Origin of the sequence: Acinetobacter legionensis, assembly GCF_048552295.1 — a bacterium.
Lineage (GTDB): Bacteria > Pseudomonadota > Gammaproteobacteria > Pseudomonadales > Moraxellaceae > Acinetobacter.
Genome location: NZ_JBIMCW010000035.1, coordinates 1 through 18,659 on the forward strand (window position 1 = coordinate 1; position 18,659 = coordinate 18,659).

Consider the following 18,659-nt stretch of genomic DNA (forward strand, 5'->3'; position numbering starts at 1 on the left):
CGTGCCATAAAATACTCCATATATTGATGTTTATAACATCATTTGGGGAGCAAAATATCACTTATAAGTGTTGTTCAAATTTCCTGATCCACCTCTATAGAGCTAATTTCATAGTAAAACCCATTCATTTTAGAAGGTTGATTTTTAATATTTATTTAAAATCATTTTTTATGATTTCAATAAATTACACTTAGTCGCACTGTTTAATAAAATAGTAATGTACTTAAATAAATGCAGGGTTATAGTGACGCACATCACAATAAATAACTTTGTATTTTGTGCATAATTAATTTGTATTTGACGACCTTATCTCTTTTTATGAAAAGTATATGAATTAATGTGATTATTTTAGAGGGCTTTTATTAGATGTGTTGGGTAGAACGTCGTTGCTTAATATTGATAAAACTTGCTATGTTTTTTTTGATAAAAATGATCATTGAATGGATGGATATAATATTTTATTAGAATTAAACTTTATTTAATATCAAATGTTTATTGTTGAATTTGGATATTGGAAGCACTCATGATGGGCTGATCTTATTGAATATTTGCTTTAGCGTGCTAATGGCTTAGAGTTGGGATAATGCGATAGGAAAGATGCTTGAAGCAGTTATTAATAGCAGTGGAGTTCAGCTTTTTAAGGGTATGATTAAGTATTCGCTAAGAGGTAAAGCGCTTAAATGCGATCTATTTCATGAAATTCACCAGTAATCATAAAAAGTATTTACTACATACAATGAAGGTTTACTGATTAAGTTTAAGCATGAAAAAATAAACCGCTTTGAGCATTCTGGCTGGGAGCTAATAGATAGGTCATTATTGGATGATCAATGTAAATAGAAGACTATAACTAGATCACAGTAACCTTCTCGGAGGACAGACTTGACCCATAAAGGGCAGTTGCATAACAACAGCAATCAAAACTAGACGATTTATATAACGGTTTATTGTGGATAGCGTTTTATTTTTTAATCTGAGAAGGCATTCCAATTTGCGCAGCCAAAGGCGAAAAAATAACTTTAATTGGAGAGTTCGCCTGGCTATGCTGTACATCTGGCCCTATATAATTCTTGCCTTGAGATGTTGCAAAACTACGATGCCACACACTAAGTTCAGTGCCTGACAACCACTCTATGTGTAAAGCATTATCCTTTGCGCCAAAGTCAATGGTTCTTACATCAAATTGCGCCAATGCATAAATAAATGATCGACATTTTTCAGTTTCACCTTTTTTTAGAACTGAAACCTGAACTTGTGTTGCACCACCAAACATGACATCGTTGGCTCGGCACTGTAGGACTTCTACATGAAAACGTCCATCGGGAGAGGGCAGATCTCTGATCAGCTTATTTACACTGTTGGATTGGCATGCAGTGAGTACAATTGGCACTATGAGTAAAGTAAATGTCCTAGTCAGTTTCATTTTATTCCTTTGTATATCAATACATCACGATTTTTCTTTTGTGTCTTCATTCAAATCGATCAGTTTGCTCCTGCTTTTAGAAAATCAGTTGAATTATTTTTCACAACTTAATTTGATCATCTTAGCGCATGAAATATTTACTGGCGATTTAATGTCGTATGCAGTTTTAGAGTTTATCTGAATTTTTTTAGTTTTAAAAATATGTTTTTGTATTGATTTTTCACATGATTTAATTATTGTGTTTAGCCGTTCTGTATTTAATCTTACTGGTAATGCTTATAGAAAATTTAATGAATAAAAAAGGGCTTGCAGAAAAAAGTTGTAGAAGTTTTAATCTAAGTTTGAACGTTAGATAAAATATTAACATTCCATCAATCGGAAAATTGATCATATATTGTTTGTTTTTCTAAGTGAAAATCATTCAATTTATTGATGGTTATTGGCCATGAGGGCTTTTATTATGTTTAAAACATTCACGATCGCAGAGCAACACTATTTAAAACAATTCATGGGGATTGCAAACACGCTTGTGTTGGCGTTTGTTGTTTTGATGTGGTCAGGTCATGTGGCCGCAGAGGGCAATTGTCCTCCTGGTTATTATCCAATTGGTGGGCAAGGCTTGCAAGGGTGTGCACCGATTCCAAGTGGCGGTAGTAATGGTGGTGGCGGTGGTGGCACATATAAATGGGAACCCTCACTTTGGGAAAAACGTTGGGGCGCGATTGCTGAAGATAAGGCAGCACCTTCTCGACCTACAGGTTATGCCCAAGCGACAAGAACCGAACGTGGGGCAAAAAAAGTAGCCTTGGAAAATTGCCAAAAAAAGGGAGGTAAAAATTGTGAGGTCATCTTCACCTATAACAATAAATGTGTTGCCTTGGCTGATCCGACTCAAGGTGGTCAAGAGTCTGTGATTAGAATTGATCGTACGCCCGCAGGCGCCAAAGCATTAGCTGCTTATGAATGTCAAAGTAAAAACAAGCAAGAGTGTAAAGTGGTTTACTCAGCATGTAGTACTTATTACGAACCGGGCGCCAGTATATTTTATTGGTGGTAATACATAGCGGTTCTGCTTTAAGTAACATCTCCTATTGTGATAAACCCGAGATAAGTATTTGAAGTAAAATATATTTAAATAAAAGATCGGATCTTTTTAAAGGATAAAAATGATGAAAGCGGTTAATTTTTTACTGGGCAGTATTTTAGCTTTGCCCTTGTTTGCACATGCAGATGCCTTGAAACTGCAAAAAAGCACACAGGAATTTGATCAATATCGTGGTCAAATTACAGTAAATGGAGAATATTCATATTATTTTGATGATGAAGTGGCAGGTGATGTTATCTGTTTTCATCCCAGTGCGCCTTCAGATCAGTTGATACCGCGTAAGCCGGATGATCGCCGTTCACGCTGGTTTTGTTTCAATGATACTCAACAGGCAGCTCAGGCATTGAAACTCAACAAAAGACCCAAGGAAGGCTATATTGGCTATACAGGACATGCAACTGTAACGGTTGGAGAATATGCGGTTTATAAGGGCGAAAGTGATGGTACTGATCTGGCAAAATTGGTATCAGTCGAAAAAGCAGATACCCCAAAACTAGTTAAAAGCTCTGGTTATTAAAGCGTATTGTTATCGCGATGTTAAGTACATATTTAAAGGAAATAAATCATGAAAATCTTTAGTTTTTTATTGGCAGGTATACTGGTCACGCCAATTGTTGCACAGGCAAAAACACCACAACAATGGGCTGAGTGTGCCGATAAGGTTGGGCGTACTATCGATGTGCAAGAAGTTGGTAATATCGGCTATGAGTCAGAAATCAAAAGCAAGTGTGGTACACGTCCTGTTCCAACAACGGGTATGGCTAAACCAGATGGTAAACACCCACATGACGTCATACAGGCAGCACCTTGGAAAGCCCGTTTTCAGCAATTAGTTGGTAAATCATATGCAAATATCACTTCAGCTTTAGTGGTATCCAGTGCAATGCAGCGTCAGGGTGATTGGCTGGTAGGCAGTGGTTATGACCCACGTGGGGCGGGTGCAAGTAAGGCTGTCATTGCGATCAATACCAAAACAGGTAAAGTCATGGCGGCTTATTCCGATACTGAAGATGGTGTTAAATTCTTTGGCTTTGATGAAAATACCAAAGGTGTTCCAAGTAAATTTTCACAATGGGTTGCGGAAAGTGCAGCAGGCTGATCTGTTAGATGTATGTTTGGCTGATCATGACGTGTAGCAATCAATCAGCAATGGCAAAGGAATGCCAAGCAATAAAGTTGTTTCATAAGTCCTTTTTAAAACCATGGATCAACATAAAATCCCCCCTCATCCTAGCCTTCTCCCAGAGGGAGAAGGAACTTTCAATACCAATTGATTCACTCCACATGATCATTTTTTGATTTATGAAAGATATCTAATGTTCAGCTTAAAATATTGATTGTGATTTAAAATTAGCAATTACAGGAAAATTACAATCTAGAGTTGTATAAATAGCTGTGCTCAAGGCTTAGGTTTGTTGTAGCAAAGATATGCTGTTTAGATAGAAATGCACTTTCAAAATGCTTTGTTATTTCTAGCCAATATTTTGTATAAAACCCTGAGTATGTCATCAACACAGTCACATTAAAAAATAGCATTACTTAGCGATAATTAACAGTAAACAAGCTTTCAAAATACATTTTATAAGTATAATACGCCACTTGATGAAATGGGATTGAATAAACTGTTGCAGTAAAAAATAGTATTGTAAGAGGATCTTTTAATTAAGGAACTAATTATTAGACAAAGTTCAATTGTATTTTTTGTATTTATTGTTATTCAAATGTTATAATTTGTCTAAAGAAGGCTTTTTAAGCCAATTAAATTAGCTGATGTTGATGAATAAAACATGCTTCAATTAAATATTTCTAGGCTCACCTTGAGCGAAGATGGTGATACATTTTTAGCACTTGAAAAAATTCCTGCGATGCAACGTAGACGGTTATCAAGTATTGCTAAAATTGCACTGAATAGTGCAATTCAAAGTTTGCAGGGGATTCAGGTCGACTATATTGTTTGGAGCTCACAATATGGCGATGAAGAAAAAACACTTAAAATTTTAAAAGATGTCCTTTCAGACCAGACCCCATCTCCGACACTTTTTTCAACTTCCGTACATAATGCAGTTTCAGGTTTGTATTCTATATTTTGTCAAGATGATACGCTCGCGACCAGTTTGGCAGCGTCATGGTCTGAAGCTTTAGTCGAAGCTTATGCTTATTTAAAAACCCACCACAATGCCAAAAATGCCTTGGTGATTTATTATGACCAAGCATTGCCTGAAATATACGATGAGTATCAGAATTTTAAAGCTTTTTCATTGGCTGGAGTGGTCAGTTTAGAAAATGCCAATTTAAAAATCGCTGTAGAAAATCTGCAACCGCAACAAAGCAAATATTTAGAAGCTCAAGATTTTAATGCGTTTTGGCAAAATCAAAACCTGAAGGAAAAGGGTGCTTGGGTCAAATGCTAAATATCAATAAAGTAAAGAAAAAGTTAAATTACGCTTGGCGTGTTGGTGCTACAGGTTTTAGTTTTGCAAGTTTTGGCTTGGGCGGAATTGTGATTGGTGGTGTGGTTGCACCATTGGTGAAAGTGAGCACATTTGATACAAGAAAAAGACAAGATCGTGCGCAAAAAGCCATTAAATATAGCTTTAAAGGCTTTACTGAAATGATGGTTAAATTGGGCATCATGACCTATGAGGTCGAAGGCTTGGAAAAGCTGGCCCATAGCCGTCAAGAGTTAGTCATTGCAAATCATCCAACCTTGATTGATGTGGTGATTTTGATTGGCTTAATGGAAAAGGCCAACTGTATTGTAAAAAAAGCACTTTGGCGCAATCCATTTACATTGGGGCCAGTACGTAGTGCAGGTTATATTTTAAATGAGGGATCTGAGCAATTTATTTTGGACTGCGTTAAAAAACTCCAAGAAAAAGATGCAGCCTCATTATTGATATTTCCAGAAGGGACACGAACAGAAAGAGGTGCCTCACTGAATGAGTTCCAACGCGGTGCATCAAATATTGCGATTCGAGCGAATGTTCCAATTCGTCCGATTTTGATAGAATGCACGCCCTCGACACTGACCAAAAATGAAAAGTGGTATCACATTCCAAATGAACCATTTCACATTCAGATTAAAGTGTTAGATGCGGTACATGTACAGGATATATTGGATGATGCTGCTGTTAACTCAAAACAGGTGAAACAGCTCAATCATTTTTTGCACAACTTATTTAATCAAGCGTTAATTAAACAAGAGTTATCTATAAATGAGCAATCTTGCTGATGAGTTAAAAGAAATGATCATTGATGTGCTGGCATTGGAAGATATTTCAATTGAAGATATTGATACCAATGCACCACTCTTTGGTGATGGATTAGGGCTGGATTCTATTGATGCCCTAGAATTAGGTTTAGCTTTGAAAAAACGCTATAACATTCATTTAAATGCTGAATCACAGGAAACCAAGCAACATTTCGCCTCTGTGCAAAGTTTAGTGGACTTGGTTGAAGCGCAACGCGCTGCTTAAGAGGTCGTTATGTTATCTGAAGAAATCGTCTTAACAAATCTACGTGAGTGGATGGAAGAACTATTTGAAATTGAACCTGCTGATATTCAGCTTGAGTCAAACCTGTATTCTGATCTAGATGTTGATAGCATCGACGCTATTGATTTAGTTGTTAAAATTAAAGAATTAACCGGTAAGCAAGTTAAACCTGAAGATTTTAAAAATGTCAGAACAGTGCAAGATGTTGTGGTTGTGATTCAAAACATGTCTGCAGAATGAATCATTTGATCCGCAGCGGAGTCACCATCTTATTTCTACTTTACCCATTTATCGTGGGCTACAGCCTAGCGCATGGTCATTTTATTTGGGTGAGTGCTTTGTTGGTTCTGCTTGGTGGATCACGCTTATTTTTTAAAAAAAGTGATCTTATGTGGCCATTAACTTGGTTTGCCATTATTTGTGGTGGGCTGAGTTTGATTTTAAAAGATCATGCTTGGTTAAAACTGTATCCAGTATTGATGAGTGTGGGCGCGTTGATAATTTTTGCGACCACCTTAATCAAACCACCCTCAATGATTGAGCGTTTTGCACGTTTGGTTGAACCTGATTTACCCGCGTCTGGGGTGATCTGGACCAAAAATGTCACGATTGTTTGGTGTGGCTTTTTTATTTTAAATGCCTGTATTGCGCTTTATACAGTGTTATTTAGCAGTACCCAAATGTGGGTACTTTATAATGGTTTTATTTCTTATCTTTTGATGGGTTTGTTATTTGCAGGTGAATTTGTACTGCGAAAAATTCATCAAGCTAAAAATCATACGAGTTAAAATAAACGCTTATGTTGTGTCATTTTCAAAGCCACATTCATGCTGAAAAATGTCTGTGTATCACCTCTGATTTTAGTGTCAAAACATTTTCCCAATTTTGGCAGGAAGTGTTGAGTGAAAAAACACACATTGAACAATCCACTGAAAGTGCATGGGCCTTGTGGCAAAATGACAGTTATGATTTTTTAGTGTTATTTTTTGCAGTTTTGCTGGCGGATAAACAGGTGATTCTCCCGCCAAATCGTGTGCGTGATTTGGAAAAAAGCTTAGCAGCTCAGAATATTTATTTTATTGAACGACAATATAAACAGATTAATCCTGTGGTTGAAGATACTCATCACATTGATCTAAATGATGCATTTTTAAATCGTGCAGCAGTGTTTTTTTATACTTCGGGTTCTACAGGACAACCTAAAAAGATTCCACGTAGCCTAAAACAGCTGCTTAATGAAGTACAGGGTTTAGATCAAAGTTTTGATCTAGCAGAAAATGCACTGGCGCTTGCTACAGTCAGTCATCAACATATTTATGGTTTATTGTTTAAATTACTTTGGCCGCTTGCCAGTGGCAGAGCTTTTTATAATCCACAATTGGCATTTCCTGAAGATGTGGTTGAAGCACAAAAAAAGTTACAGCATTTAAGTCACGATCACTTTGGTTCAAATCATTATGTGGTTTCCAGCCCAGCACTTTTAAAACGTTGGACCTCTGATGTATTACTTGAACAGCATTCAGTGGTTTATTCTTCAGGTGGTAAATTAGATGCTGGAGTACGTCCACTGCTCAATGCCAGTATCACCGAAATTTTTGGTAGTTCCGAAACGGGCGGTATTGCCTATCGCACACAAGATGAGGCGCTTTGGACGCCGTTTGCAGATGTCGAAATTAGCGTTACAGATGCAGGTGAACTGGGTGTCTTGACTCAACATGCGTATATCAATGATTGGATCTACACCGCAGATAAAGTCGAAGTATCTGTGCTTGATGATCGAAAAAGTCAGTTTCAGCTTCAAGGCCGCTTAGACCGTATTGTTAAGCTTGAAGAAAAGCGTTTAAGTCTTGATTCTATTGAAAGTAGTATTGTTGAATTGCCAGAAGTCAGTGAATGTCATACATTGATCTTTGAAAAAGATCATCGACAAATTTTGGCATGTGTGGCGGTATTGTCTGAACAAGCTCAATTAGAACTTAAACACAGTCATAAGCGTGCATTTGTCGCAAAAATAAAACAACAACTTGCAGATAAATTGGAATATATTGCGATACCGAGGCAATGGCGTTTTTTAAGCCAATTACCGAAAAACGCCCAATCAAAGCTCAATAAAAATTATATGAAATCATTATTTGAAAACTTAAATTTACCCGTGGTTTTAGCATCGCATATTGATGCCAATAGTGCAGAATTTAAATTAGAATTTATTCCTGAACTGGCTGCTTTTAATGGGCATTTTCCTGATCACCCGATTTATCCTGGTGTTGGGCAAATTGCTTTTATTCAAAAGTTCGCTAAAGAGATCTGGGCTGATCTAGATTGGTGTACAGCATTAGAACAAATTAAGTTTCAGGAATTGATCCAACCGCATGCCGTGGTTTTGCTTAAACTTGAGCGTAAAGCAGATAAAATCAGTTTTCAATTGCAGCAGGCTGAACAGTCTTTAGCATCAGGACGTTTGGTTTTTGCTACTACGGTTAACGCTTAGGAGACAGATGATGCAGCAATATCGATTGGGTTTTGTGATTCCTGTGTATAACCATCCGCATTATATCAAAGCATTACTGGACTATATTCACCCTTATGGTTTGCCAGTGGTTTTGGTCAATGATGGTAGTGATATTGAATGTTCGACCTTGTTGCAAGAATTGGTGCAGCATCATAAAAATGTATATCTGGTCGAGCATGCGACCAATCAGGGCAAAGGTCAGGCCGTGATGACAGGTTTATATCAAGCACAAGATCTTGGCTGGACACATGTTTTACAAATTGATGCAGATGGGCAGCACGATTGGCAGGATATTGAAAAATTTATCACCATCTCAGCACAACATCCTCAAGCAATGATTTTGGGACAGCCGATCTTTGATGAAACGGTGCCTAAAAAGCGTTTGTATGGTCGTTATGTCACCCATGTCTGGGTTTGGATTAATAGTCTGTCACTTGAAATCAAAGATAGTATGTGCGGTTTTCGTATTTATCCACTTGATCAAACCATTCAAGTCCTCAATCAAGCAAAATTCCAACCACGCATGGGTTTTGACAGTGAAGTTCTAGTGCGTCTAAAGTGGGAACAAGTTCAGTTTATCAACGTACCTACTGCTGTGATTTATCCAGAACAAGGTATTTCACATTTTAATTTGTGGAAAGATAATTTAGGACTCAGTAAAGCACATGCACGACTTTTTGCAGGCATGTTGATTCGCTTACCTAAATTATTGGCACAAAAAAACAAAGGTTCAGCACATGACTGAATCACATACAAAACGATGGAGTGAGCTTAAAGAAAAGGGTGGAATGTTACCTTTGATGTTAATGCTTTGCTTTTATCGTTTTGGTGGGCGTTTTTTGTGTAAGCTGGTGCTGTATTTCATCATCATGTGGTACTGGATCTTTTCTCGTACAGCCCGACAGGCTTCATTACTTTATTTACAAAAGTTGCATCATTTTGCTCAAAAAAAGTCACCATTTTCACATCAGCCGAATATGAGTCATTCGTATATTCATTTGATGACATTTGGTGAGTGCATTTTGGATAAAATTGAAGGCTGGCTGGGAAAAGTCGCAGAAGAAAAGCTGATTTTGCATGGGCATGCGCATTTTCGGGAAAATTATAAAAAAGGTGCGATCATTGTGGTATCGCATTTTGGCAATATCGAACTGCTACGTGCGATCAAATCTGATCATCAGCAAAAAATCAATGTATTGGTTTATCAAAAACATGCCAGTAAATTTAATGAATTTCTTAAAAAGCTCAATCAAAAAGCCGATGTGCATCTGATTTCGGTTGATGAACTTGGCGTTGATACTGCGATTCTTTTGCAGGAGAAACTGGATCAGGGTGAGTGGATCATCGTGGCAGCAGATCGCGTTCCAGTTCAATCGCAACGTGTCGAAAATCTTAAATTTTTAGCTGATGAGTCCGCTTGGCCGCAAGGACCTTGGATTTTAGCGAGTTTACTGAAAGTTCCGATATTGGCGGTTTTCTGTTATCGCAAGCAAGACAACTTTCATGTGCATATCCATTCAATCGCTCAAAAACTTAATTTTCCGCGACAAACCCGCAACCAAGCCATAGCTGAAGTCATACAACGCTATGTTCAACTGGTCGAACAGCATTGCGTAGATGCACCTTATCAATGGTTTAATTTTTATAATTTTTGGAACAAATAAAAATGCAGACACTTGTCATCGGAGAAAAACCACTTTCAATTGAAGAGGTTGTTGCTGTCGCAAATCAACAGCTCAAAGTGGCGTTGCCTAAGTCTGAAAGTTGGCAGGCATTGATTCAACGAGGTGCTGATTTTCTCGATCAATTATTACAAGAAGAAGGCGTCATCTATGGGGTAACCACAGGTTATGGCGATTCTTGTTTGGTTGAAGTGCCTGCACATCAGGTCAATGAGTTGCCTTTGCATTTATCTCGTTTTCACGGTTGTGGTTTAGGGCAAAATCTGGACTTGATCACTGCTCGTGCTGTGATGGTAACTCGATTATGCTCTTTGGCACGTGGCTATTCAGGGGTATCACATGCTTTACTTGAGCGTTTGGTTTGGATGCTCAATGAAAATATTATTCCAGTGATTCCTTCAGAAGGTTCAGTCGGCGCCAGTGGTGATTTAACCCCATTGTCCTATATTGCAGGGGCATTGGTCGGTGAACGGGATGTTTACTATCAAGGTAATATCGTTGCAGTTGCGGATGTTTATGCTGAATATGCGATACAGCCTTTGGCACTCAGACCCAAAGAGGGACTTGCCATTATGAATGGTACTGCGGTAATGACCGCAATGGCCTGTTTAAATTATAAAAAAGCTGAGCAGATTAGTTTGGCAAGTACTTTAATTACAGCATTAAATGTGTTGGCATTAGAGGGCAATCCAAGCCATTTTGATGAGGTGTTATTTGCTCAGAAACCACATGCAGGTCAGCAGGAGATTGCCAAGCAACTGCGTGAATGGTTAAACGATAAAGTACAAACAGAGCATCAAAGTCCACGTTTGCAAGATCGTTATTCGCTGCGTTGTGCACCACATATTATTGGAATATTTGAAGATTCTAAAACTTGGCTTAGACAATTTATTGAAAATGAATTGAACTCAAGTAATGATAATCCCTTAATTGATCCGATCAATTTACGCGTGTTACATGGTGGACATTTCTATGGTGGACATATTGCACAGGCTATGGATAGCTTAAAAATTATGATTGCCAATATTGCTGATTTGATGGATCGTCAGCTTGCACAGTTGGTCGATCATAAAATGAATCATGGGTTACCACGTAATTTGACTGGTGCTAAAACCGATCGCTTACCACTCAATCATGGCTTTAAAGCCGTACAGATAGGGGTGTCAGCTTGGACTGCCGAAGCACTTAAGCAAACACTTGCTGCTTCAATTTTTTCACGTTCAACCGAATGCCATAATCAAGATAAAGTCAGTATGGGCACGATTGCCGCACGTGATGCTAGTCGGGTGATTTTATTGACTGAACAAGTGATTGCTGCATTGAGCTGTGCTGCGGTTCAAGCAATTGAACTGAGAGGTTTGGCACAGCAATTAAGCCCAGTGTTGGGTCTATTTAGACAATGGGTACTGAAAGAATTTCATTTTGTTGAAGAAGATCGTCCATTGCAAAAAGAACTGCAAGCGATTGTCGATCATCTTGAAAATCTCAGTCTGTTAAACTGCAATCTGTTGCAGCACAAGCAGGAGAACGCTGATGTATGCTGATGTCATTATTGATGTTCCATTTCATGATGTCGATATCATGAATGTGGTTTGGCATGGGCATTATCTCAAATATTTTGAAATTGCACGTTGCAAATTGCTGGATCAATTTGACTATAACTATAATCAAATGAAAGATTCAGGTTATGCGTGGCCAGTGATTGAAAGTTATGTCCGTTATGCGCAAGGTATTATTTTTGGGCAGCATATCCGAGTACGTGCGACTTTAAAAGAATGGGAAAACCGTTTGAAAATCGAGTACCAGATTTTTGATGCAGAATCAGGTAAACGCCTCACCAAAGGTTTTACCAGTCAGGTGGCAGTTGAGATAGAAACACGAGAAATGTGCTTTCAGTCACCACAAATATTTTTAGACCGCCTGTATGCATGGTCTGAATTTAAGACCCAATAGGGGGCATGAAAAATGTTGAATTTTAAAAATAAAATCAAACTGATCATCACCAGTATGATGTTTATGGTTGTGACGGCACTTCCATTGGCAAGTTATGCGGAAAGTTCTAAAGTTGGGCAAATTTTTCAACAGCTTTCCCAAACAGCTGTAGTTCGTGCCCATTTTGAGCAGCAAAAAAAGCTCACCTCGTTAAATAAAACTTTTAGCTCAAATGGGCAGGTTTTATTTTCCAAAAGCCAAGGGGTGATTTGGCAGATTCAAAAACCTGTTCAAGCAGATTTGATTGTTACCCCAAAAAAGTTGCTACAAAAAACCCAGAGAACTATGAGTCAACTTGAGATTGATAACAGTCAATATGGTTCAGTGGCGACCATGTTTTTACAGTTAATGGCAGGCGATGAAACAGCCTTAGCCAAAAATTTTAATGTGGTTGCAGCCAATTACACAACATCAGCTTGGGATGTCACATTGACCCCGAAAAGTGCGTTGTTTAAAAAATTGTTTGTCAAAGTGAATGCGCAAGGTGGACGTTATGTCAATCGTATTGTGATTACTGAACAAGCCAATAATATGACGATTATTAATTTTAGTCAGCAGACGGCTCAACCTCAAACTTTATCGGCGTCTGAGAATGCACTCTTCCAATTGGCAAAATAAACTCACTGCAATTTGGTTGATATTTTTAGTCATCATTGCGATCGGGCTGGGATTTACATGGATGCAAAAAGGCATTCACATCCAGACCAATATTTTTGCTTTACTGCCAAAAGTAAAGCAGGATAAACAGCTTGAGCAAACCGAACACTATGTCAGTGAGCAATTGAACAATAAAGTGTTCTTGGTGATTGATGCAAAATCATCTGAACAAATTGAGCAAGCAACACAGATATTAAGGGCTGGTGTCCAACAGTCGAATTTGTTTAAGCCATTAAAAGCGCAAGTTGATACTGAAGATTTTGCCAAGACTTTATATGCACATCATGCAGGCTTAATTAGTTCGCAAGATCAAGCAATCTTAAAACAACAGGATTATGCGGCACTGACTGAACAAAGTTTGATGCAAATCATGAGTCCGGGCATGCCAATCACTGAAAGCTTGCTTCAACAAGATCCATTGTTATTATTTCCACGTTATGCCATGGGGCTTGCAAGCCTGCAACAGCATTCAAATATCGAAATACAAGATGGTTTTGCCACAATTTCTGATGAGCAAGGCTATTCTCGACTATTTAATTTAGAACTTTTAAAAAGTCCTTATGATATTGAGTATCAAGAACAAACTGCCCAATGGATGACTAATGTTAATCAGCAATTGAGCAAGATCGGGGTGAAACCGCACTGGACTGGAACAATTGTTTTTTCGCATTTTGGTACCCAATCTGCAAAGAATGAAATTTCTACAATCGGCGTGGGTTCGAGTATCGGTGTCTTGCTTTTGGTCTGGTTTGGTTTCCGCTCTATTCGCCCGATGTTGACCGAGTTTATTGCGGTTGCCACAGGTTCAATGGTGGCTTTTGCGGTAACCCACTGGATATTTTCCGAAATACATCTGATGACTTTGGTTTTTGGTGCAAGTCTGATTGGGGTATGTGTCGATTTTTCCTTTTACTTTATGGCGATGCAATCACAGCAACGACATCTCAATGGATTTGCCGTATTAAAGCCGATTTTACCCAGTTTGTTGATCGGGCTTTCAACCACATTGCTGGCTTATTTATTTTTAAGTTTTACCCCTTTTCCGGGCTTTAAGCAGATTGCAGTATTTTCAATGGTGGGCTTAACTGCTGCAGGGATCACCAGTCTATTATTACTACCGCGTTTACCTGCCTTAAATGCTGAACCCGCAATACGCAGATTAAGCTTTATTGGCACATGGCGTAATTATTTTTTAGCGCACGCAACAAAGCGTTATCTGTTGATTTTTGTGATCTTTGTGGTTTCAGGATCAAGTTTGCTGCTGATCAAAAGTAATGATGATGTACGTAATTTACAAAGCATGGATCAACATTTAAAGCAGGAAGATCAATATATTCGTTCGCGTTTTGGGCAAGCGCAGGGCAGTGATTATTTTGCAATTTATGCAAATTCAGCAAAGGATCTTGCAAGGCAAGAACAACACTTAATCCATGCGCTTTCTCAGTTAAAACAACAGGGCGAAATTGACGGGTTTCAAGCAATCGGGCAAACGATTCCTTCGCTGGAACAGCAACAGCAGAATGTTGAAGCGCTACAGAAAATTCCAAAATCAGTACTGGTGGAATATGCAAGCGCGATGCAACTTGATCCGAAAGATGTCCTGAGTTGGCAAGCAAGATTGTCTCAACAAACATTGCTAAATTTAGATCAGTTTGCTGCCCACCCTTTGGCATTTTTACAGGTTAATCCGCAGCAAAGATTGATTTTGATTCAAGGCATAAAAGATGTAACAGCCGTAGAGGCTTTGCAAGATCAGAAGAATAAGCTGGTTCGCCCTGTACATAATTTATCGAGCTTATTCCAAGACCATCGTATCCAAGCTGAATATCTTTTTGTCTATGCATTAATTGCCTTAGCGATCGGTTTAATGCTGATCTATGGGATTAAATCGGTGTTCGCTTTGATGGTGCCTGTGACTTTGGCGTTGATGAGCACTTTTGCATTACAGGCATGGATGGGCGTTGAGATTAATCTATTTAGTGTAATGGGGGTTTTTCTCATCTTGGGGATTGGTGTGGATTACGCCATTTTCTACCGTCAAGGGCACGATCATCCGCATGTGGTCGGGATGGCATTATTTCTCTGTATGATGTCGACTTTGTTGGGATTCGGTTTATTGGCGTTAAGCCATACCTATGCAATACATTGTTTTGGGTTAACGGTCCTTTTTGGGGTAATTTTTTCGTTTATCTATGCCACGCTGTTTACGCCGGCAGACTCAAAATTAAATCAAAATCAATTAATCAGTCAAAGAACTGAACATTAAGGTGAATACATGAAGGGTTTAGATTTACAACAAACAGATGTGGTGATCATCGGGGCAGGACCATCGGGAAGTTCCGCAGCAGCACTGCTTCGACACAAAGGTTATCAAGTGGTGATCATTGAAAAGCAGCATTTTCCTCGCTTTTCGATCGGTGAATCACTTTTGCCACAATGTATGGTGTTTTTAGAAGAGGCGGGCTTATTAGAAACAGTACGTGAACATGTTGAAGAATATGCATTTCAATTTAAAAATGGGGCAGCATTTTTACGTGGTCATCAACGCAGCTACTACGATTTTACTCAAAAATTTAGTGAAGGTCCTGGAACGACATGGCAGATTAGACGTGCCAATTTCGACCATCTTTTAGCACAGCAAGCTGAACAATATGGGGCTGAAATTCGTTTTGGACATGAGGTTGTTGCAGTTGATGTAGAGCTTGATCATCCTGTATTAACCGTTAAAGATGAGCAGGAAAATATATATCAAATTCAGGCTAAATTTTTACTGGATGCCAGTGGCTTTGGTCGTATTTTACCGAAACTTCTAGATATGGAAAGCCCTTCAAATTTCCCAGTACGCCGTGCGGTGTTTAGTCATATTGAAGATGGGATATTGGATGATCCTGAATTCGACCGAAATAAAATCCTGATTACGGTACATGAAAAAGATCATCGTGGATGGTATTGGTTAATTCCGTTTGCGGATGGTCGCTGTTCATTTGGGATTGTTGCTGAACAGGATTTCTTTGATCATTATGGTTATATCTCTGATGAGCCTGAAGCCTTATTGGCTTTATTTAAAGATATTCTTGCAGATGAACCGAGTTTGTCGCATGTTCTGCGTAATATGAAGTTTGATACGCCAATCCGTACTTTGGTGGGCTATTCAGCAAATGTTAAAACCTTAGCACAGCGCAATTTTGCTTTGCTAGGCAATGCGGGTGAATTTTTAGATCCTGTATTTTCATCTGGGGTGACCATTGCACTCAAGTCTTCAAGTTTGGCGGTACCTTTAGTCGATCAAGTCTTACAAGGTGGGCAAGTAGACTGGATGCAAGAATATGAAAAACCTTTGCGTAAAGGAATCAAAGTATTTCGCGCTTATGTAGAAGCATGGTACGACGGTGAGTTTCAAGATGTGGTATTTTCAAAAAATCAAAATGAAAAAATCCGTCGTATGATTGCATCATTATTGGCGGGTTATGCTTGGGATGAAACTAATCCAATCTATCGCAATGCACGACAACGCTTAAATACCTTGGCTGAGTATTGTCGTCAGGATCTGGAACAGAGCAAAATACTTGAGAGCGAATAATGCAAATTTGGTTAAAAGCAATGAGCATCAGTCTGTTGTTAGCGCTGGGTGCCTGTCAAAATATGTATCCACAGCCACAAGGTCTGGTTCCTGTGGTTTGGTCTGCTGATCCAGCCTTGGCGCATTATCAGCGTCAAGATCAAGTTGAAGTCGTCTGGAAAAATCAAAGTTTTAGCTTTTTACTCTACCAAGAACAACAGGCAAAAAACTTGCAAATGTTTGCATTAAGCTTAACTGGACAGCAATTGTTTAGACTGGATTTCGATGGTCAAAAAGTGCAGGTGCATGAAAGGATAAAACCGATGCGTTTGTTACCCTTTGATTTTGTGGTTCGAGATATTCTGTTTGCAACTTATCCTGATTTTGCAAAAAATCATTTAGAAAATGTTAAAGTGAAACAGGACGTTGATCAGACTGAAATTGAGATCGATCAAAAAAATGTTTTAACGATAAAAACGCGTGCTGATCATATTGAGTTGGATAATCTGCAAGTTCCTTACCAAATGATCTTTAGTCCTGTGGAAAATACTTTGAAAGAAAATTCATTAGAGCAAAGTGAAGTGGAAGATCTGCAAAAAAATGACAAAAAAGATTGATTTAAACCATCCCGCTGTAGGCATTCATTGTTCAGCCAGTTTATCTGCTTTAGGTGATCATCCTGAGCAGGTCAAGGCACAATTGACCTCTTTGGAAAACAGTTTAACCCAGAATAAATCTTTGATTTTTGATCAGCCTGTATGGGTGGGTGCTTATGCACATCCGTTATGTAGCGATATTCCAGTTGCGCTGCAAAACTATGACTCGCGTAATTTACGTTTTGCCTTGACTGCGCTTGCACAATGTGAATCTCAGTTACGTGACTATGTGGCTAAGTTTGATAAAAAGCGCCTTGCAATCATTGTTGGGACCTCAACGTCAGGTATTTCGGACAATGAACCCTTATTAAAAGCCTACTTTCAAGGCCAAACTGAGACCGTGATTCAACAGCAAAAACAGGAAATGGGTAATCTCGCCAAAGCTTTGCAAATCTATTTGGGCTGGGATGGTCTTGCGTATACGATTTCTACGGCCTGTTCTTCAAGTGCCAAAGCTTTTGCCAGCGGGCAACGGTTGCTTAATGCAGGGCTTGCCGATGCTGTATTGGTGGGTGGAGTAGATACCCTCGCTAAACTGACCTTAAATGGTTTTAACAGCTTGGAAAATTTGAGTGTAGGTATCTGTAGCCCATGTGGATATCAGCGGGATGGGATCAATATTGGTGAGGCCGCAAGCTTGTTTTTACTCAGTAAAGAACGAGCACCGGTCATGTTGATTTCTGCGGGGGAATCTATGGACGCATGGCATATTTCTGCACCGCATCCAGAAGGCAAAGGTGCTGCAACTGCAATGCAAAAAGCACTGGATCAGGCACAGTTAAAAGCTTCAGATATTCAATACCTTAATTTGCATGGCACCGCAACCACGCACAATGATGATATGGAAATTAAAGCAGTCCGACAGGTCTTTCACAACTATGCTGTTCCATTAAGTAGCACTAAGCATAAAACCGGACATTGCTTGGGTGCTGCGGGTGCGTTGGAAGCCTATATTTGTACGCAAGTGCTTAAAGATCAAAACTGGTTGCCTCTTCATCAAAATGGCGTGATTGATCCTGAATTGGATGATCAGCATTACGTTGAACAGGATGATTCAACTCAAACTGCTCAATCTGATTCTGTGCGTTTTGTGATGAGTAATTCATTTGCCTTTGGCGGTAGTAATGTCAGCCTTATTTTTGGAACTGAAATCAGATGAGTTTAGATGCTATTCAATTTATTCCGCATGAAAAACCGATGGTTTTTGTTGATCAACTGCTTGAGTTAGGCGAGAATTTTGCACTTGCCAACCTAACCATTACACCTGAATTGATGTTTAGTGATGAACATGGTTTGCCGACTTGGAGTAGTATTGAACTCATGGCACAAACGATTAGTGCCTTTGCTGGTGCAAAAGGACAAAAAACGGGGCAAGCGCCACAAATCGGCTATTTGCTGGGAACACGCAAATTAAATTTACCTTTGGCTTATTTTGAATTTGGTAAAACATTGACCATTCGGGCTGAACAACAATATTTACATGAAGGCTTGGCACAATTCTCTTGTGAAATAAGCTATGACGAACATAAAATTAGCGCAGTTTTAAGTGTTTATGAACCACCTGTGAAAGCTGAGCAATAAG

General features: G+C 38.9%; 20 protein-coding genes. 19 read left to right on the forward strand and 1 reads right to left on the reverse strand.

Annotated elements, in window-relative coordinates:
- Window positions 1-961: 961 nt before the first annotated feature.
- The gene (locus ACG916_RS19120) at window positions 962-1,423 is read right to left on the reverse strand and encodes a hypothetical protein (RefSeq protein WP_419328434.1); all 462 of its coding nucleotides are present in this window, start codon (window positions 1,421-1,423) and stop codon (window positions 962-964) included.
- Between the two features lie 460 nt (window positions 1,424-1,883).
- On the opposite strand from ACG916_RS19120, the gene ACG916_RS19125 reads away from it, so the two are divergent.
- From ACG916_RS19125 to ACG916_RS19215, 19 genes are all read left to right on the forward strand, one after another.
- A complete protein-coding gene (locus ACG916_RS19125) occupies window positions 1,884-2,480 on the forward strand; it encodes a DUF4189 domain-containing protein (RefSeq protein WP_336952634.1) in 597 nt (198 codons plus the stop codon).
- A 109-nt stretch (window positions 2,481-2,589) separates the two neighbouring features.
- Entirely contained in the window at window positions 2,590-3,045 is a 456-nt protein-coding gene (locus ACG916_RS19130; RefSeq protein WP_419328435.1) for a hypothetical protein, read from the forward strand.
- Window positions 3,046-3,093: 48 nt separating this feature from the next.
- Window positions 3,094-3,627: an Ivy family c-type lysozyme inhibitor gene (locus ACG916_RS19135; protein ID WP_419328436.1), complete on the forward strand. Its 534-nt coding sequence runs from the start codon at window positions 3,094-3,096 to the stop codon at window positions 3,625-3,627.
- A gap of 688 nt (window positions 3,628-4,315) precedes the next feature.
- The gene (locus tag ACG916_RS19140) at window positions 4,316-4,939 is read left to right on the forward strand and encodes a beta-ketoacyl synthase chain length factor (RefSeq protein ID WP_419328437.1); all 624 of its coding nucleotides are present in this window, start codon (window positions 4,316-4,318) and stop codon (window positions 4,937-4,939) included.
- Complete coding sequence (locus ACG916_RS19145; RefSeq protein WP_419328438.1) at window positions 4,933-5,760, forward strand: lysophospholipid acyltransferase family protein; 828 nt, start codon at window positions 4,933-4,935, stop codon at window positions 5,758-5,760. The genes ACG916_RS19140 and ACG916_RS19145 overlap by 7 nt, the downstream gene beginning before the upstream one ends.
- The gene (locus tag ACG916_RS19150) at window positions 5,744-6,004 is read left to right on the forward strand and encodes a phosphopantetheine-binding protein (RefSeq protein ID WP_004819853.1); all 261 of its coding nucleotides are present in this window, start codon (window positions 5,744-5,746) and stop codon (window positions 6,002-6,004) included. The genes ACG916_RS19145 and ACG916_RS19150 overlap by 17 nt, the downstream gene beginning before the upstream one ends.
- 9 nt (window positions 6,005-6,013) lie before the next feature.
- Window positions 6,014-6,262, forward strand: a complete 249-nt coding sequence (locus tag ACG916_RS19155; RefSeq protein WP_004819854.1) for an acyl carrier protein — start codon at window positions 6,014-6,016, stop codon at window positions 6,260-6,262.
- On the forward strand, window positions 6,259-6,810 hold the full coding sequence (locus tag ACG916_RS19160) for a COG4648 family protein (RefSeq protein ID WP_353159971.1): 552 nt from the start codon (window positions 6,259-6,261) through the stop codon (window positions 6,808-6,810). The genes ACG916_RS19155 and ACG916_RS19160 overlap by 4 nt, the downstream gene beginning before the upstream one ends.
- Before the next feature lie 11 nt (window positions 6,811-6,821).
- Window positions 6,822-8,510 carry an ApeI family dehydratase gene (locus ACG916_RS19165; protein ID WP_419303609.1) on the forward strand — a complete coding sequence of 563 codons (1,689 nt, stop codon included), beginning with the start codon at window positions 6,822-6,824 and terminating at the stop codon, window positions 8,508-8,510.
- 10 nt (window positions 8,511-8,520) lie between these two features.
- A complete protein-coding gene (locus ACG916_RS19170) occupies window positions 8,521-9,276 on the forward strand; it encodes a glycosyltransferase family 2 protein (RefSeq protein WP_419328476.1) in 756 nt (251 codons plus the stop codon).
- Window positions 9,269-10,195 carry a lysophospholipid acyltransferase family protein gene (locus ACG916_RS19175; protein ID WP_166783363.1) on the forward strand — a complete coding sequence of 309 codons (927 nt, stop codon included), beginning with the start codon at window positions 9,269-9,271 and terminating at the stop codon, window positions 10,193-10,195. Before ACG916_RS19170 ends, ACG916_RS19175 begins: the two co-directional genes overlap by 8 nt.
- A 2-nt stretch (window positions 10,196-10,197) precedes the next feature.
- Window positions 10,198-11,757 carry an HAL/PAL/TAL family ammonia-lyase gene (locus ACG916_RS19180; protein ID WP_105713044.1) on the forward strand — a complete coding sequence of 520 codons (1,560 nt, stop codon included), beginning with the start codon at window positions 10,198-10,200 and terminating at the stop codon, window positions 11,755-11,757.
- Window positions 11,747-12,166 carry an acyl-CoA thioesterase gene (locus ACG916_RS19185; RefSeq protein WP_004722192.1) on the forward strand — a complete coding sequence of 140 codons (420 nt, stop codon included), beginning with the start codon at window positions 11,747-11,749 and terminating at the stop codon, window positions 12,164-12,166. The genes ACG916_RS19180 and ACG916_RS19185 overlap by 11 nt, the downstream gene beginning before the upstream one ends.
- A 57-nt stretch (window positions 12,167-12,223) precedes the next feature.
- Window positions 12,224-12,823: a LolA family protein gene (locus ACG916_RS19190; protein WP_327858712.1), complete on the forward strand. Its 600-nt coding sequence runs from the start codon at window positions 12,224-12,226 to the stop codon at window positions 12,821-12,823.
- Entirely contained in the window at window positions 12,798-15,128 is a 2,331-nt protein-coding gene (locus tag ACG916_RS19195) for an MMPL family transporter (protein ID WP_419328441.1), read from the forward strand. Before ACG916_RS19190 ends, ACG916_RS19195 begins: the two co-directional genes overlap by 26 nt.
- Window positions 15,129-15,137: 9 nt before the next feature.
- Window positions 15,138-16,442, forward strand: a complete 1,305-nt coding sequence (locus ACG916_RS19200) for an NAD(P)/FAD-dependent oxidoreductase (protein ID WP_419328443.1) — start codon at window positions 15,138-15,140, stop codon at window positions 16,440-16,442.
- Window positions 16,442-17,038: a DUF3261 domain-containing protein gene (locus ACG916_RS19205; protein ID WP_419328445.1), complete on the forward strand. Its 597-nt coding sequence runs from the start codon at window positions 16,442-16,444 to the stop codon at window positions 17,036-17,038. The genes ACG916_RS19200 and ACG916_RS19205 overlap by 1 nt, the downstream gene beginning before the upstream one ends.
- Complete coding sequence (locus ACG916_RS19210) at window positions 17,022-18,236, forward strand: beta-ketoacyl-[acyl-carrier-protein] synthase family protein (protein WP_419328446.1); 1,215 nt, start codon at window positions 17,022-17,024, stop codon at window positions 18,234-18,236. The genes ACG916_RS19205 and ACG916_RS19210 overlap by 17 nt, the downstream gene beginning before the upstream one ends.
- Entirely contained in the window at window positions 18,233-18,658 is a 426-nt protein-coding gene (locus ACG916_RS19215; RefSeq protein WP_353159987.1) for a hotdog family protein, read from the forward strand. Before ACG916_RS19210 ends, ACG916_RS19215 begins: the two co-directional genes overlap by 4 nt.
- The last annotated feature ends 1 nt before the right edge of the window (window position 18,659 follow it).